Source organism: Marinobacter sp. SS21, assembly GCF_028369065.1.
Classification (GTDB): domain Bacteria; phylum Pseudomonadota; class Gammaproteobacteria; order Pseudomonadales; family Oleiphilaceae; genus Marinobacter.
The window spans coordinates 1-1,726 of record NZ_JAQNDA010000026.1; the positions used below are offsets into that span (position 1 = coordinate 1).

Sequence of the window (1,726 nt, forward strand, 5' to 3'; positions counted from 1 at the left end):
GTCATGACCGGGGTAGCTAGCAAGATGATTTGTTTTTGCTCGTCCACTGTTTTGCACTCTGCTACACTATTTTTCACAGTTACCCGCTCACTAGCGAGCAGTTTTCTGTTCGTTAAGCAGAATATAGGTTAGCTGACCCACGCAGTCAACAGTAAACTGCAAATACATAGTCCTTAAACTGTTAATAATTGAAAAATGACCGACGAAAAGACAGCAGATGCACAGGAAACTGTGGACGAGACAGGGTTTGCGAAAAGGCTCAGGAGCTTGATCGGAGAAGGCTCTGCGCGGGCTTTCGCTCACAAAGCGGGCATGGGAGACAGCACGTTTAGGAACATCCTAAATGGCGGTATGCCCCGCCTAGACAATTTACTGCGCATCTCTAACGCTGCTGGCGTATCTGTCGAATGGCTCGCTACCGGGAAAGAACCTGCAAAGTCAGATTCCAAATTTGAAGAAGAATTCGCACTTATTCCTGGATACAACATCCAGGTAGCAGCTGGTCACGGTTCAATTGCAGGCGATGAATCCCCCACCAGGGAATTAGCATTCCGTCGCAAGTGGCTCCGGTTCCGTGGACTGAATGAAAAAGACCTGGCGCTTGTGTTCGCCAAGGGTGACTCCATGGAACCGACGATCTCAGACAATGAGACGGTGATGGTGGATACCAGTGAGAGGAAACTTCGGGACGGGCACATCTACGTGATTCGGAACGGGGACCACTTGCTGGTTAAGCGGATTCAGACGCTTTGGAATGATGGGGTACAGTTGTTGAGTGACAACAAAGAGTACCCGCCGCAGGAGATTTCCAGTTCGGATCTGGAGAGTCTGGAGGTCATTGGGAAGGTGGTTTGGGTTGGGAAGGATTTGTAACTGTGCCCCCTAAGAGCACTAATGCTGTTGATGTCACCTTAAACTCAACATTCTTTTTTCTACTAGGCTTTTTAGTAGCAAATGCATTCAATGGTCAAGAATTAACAATACCGGCCATTTCGTCGTTTATTATTGCAATCATAGCAATTTACGGCGCCAAAACATGGAAGCATCAAATAGATTACAAAGAACACAAGGAAGATAAAAGAAATCTATCAAGACAAATAAAAAATCTACACAATCAATGCATTGATTTGCACCTTGAACTCAAAGCATTTTCTAGATCCATTAAGTCATTTTTGACTCATCTTGAGACTAGTGAAATCGAAAAATCAAAACACATTCTAGAGTCTCTCAAAAAACAAGTAACCAAAGTGGTTGAAACTTGCAATGAAATCGACTCGGAAATTGAAACAAATTCGATAACAAAAAACGATAGCGAACTACAAGTTTATCTACATATATTAACTCAATCCGCAACTCAAATTACCTTCTTAGCTCGAGGAACAGTCCTAGACTACTCCGGCTTCTGGAACCTTCAGACTGAAGATATTTTTCCTCCTAATAATTTAGAAAATGACATAGAGAGTACACAAGTTAAATTTACCGAAGCATTTTCAGCAATCGCAGAGAAGATCGGACTATCCGGCAGCATGTCTCTCAGAAGAATAGCTTTCGACTTTGTTGATATTGATAGTAACGAGGAATAAAAAAGTTGTGGAGGGATGGTTGCGTATTCCGGCGAACGTGAACACCCATTCTGGTTGAACGTGAACACCTCGTTTCTTAACGCATCACCCACCGGAGTTTGTACTCCGGGTGTTCACGTTCAGTCAATTTCCTGAAGTCGTTT

General features: G+C 43.8%; 2 protein-coding genes. Both read left to right on the forward strand.

The genetic code is table 11. The features are described 5' to 3' along the window. The first annotated feature begins 195 nt into the window (after window positions 1-195). Window positions 196-873, forward strand: coding sequence for an XRE family transcriptional regulator (locus N6L25_RS17640; protein ID WP_271983151.1), 678 nt, complete (start codon window positions 196-198; stop codon window positions 871-873). Window positions 874-875: 2 nt separating this feature from the next. Then, window positions 876-1,583: a hypothetical protein gene (locus N6L25_RS17645; protein ID WP_271983153.1), complete on the forward strand. Its 708-nt coding sequence runs from the start codon at window positions 876-878 to the stop codon at window positions 1,581-1,583. Window positions 1,584-1,726 lie beyond the last annotated feature (143 nt).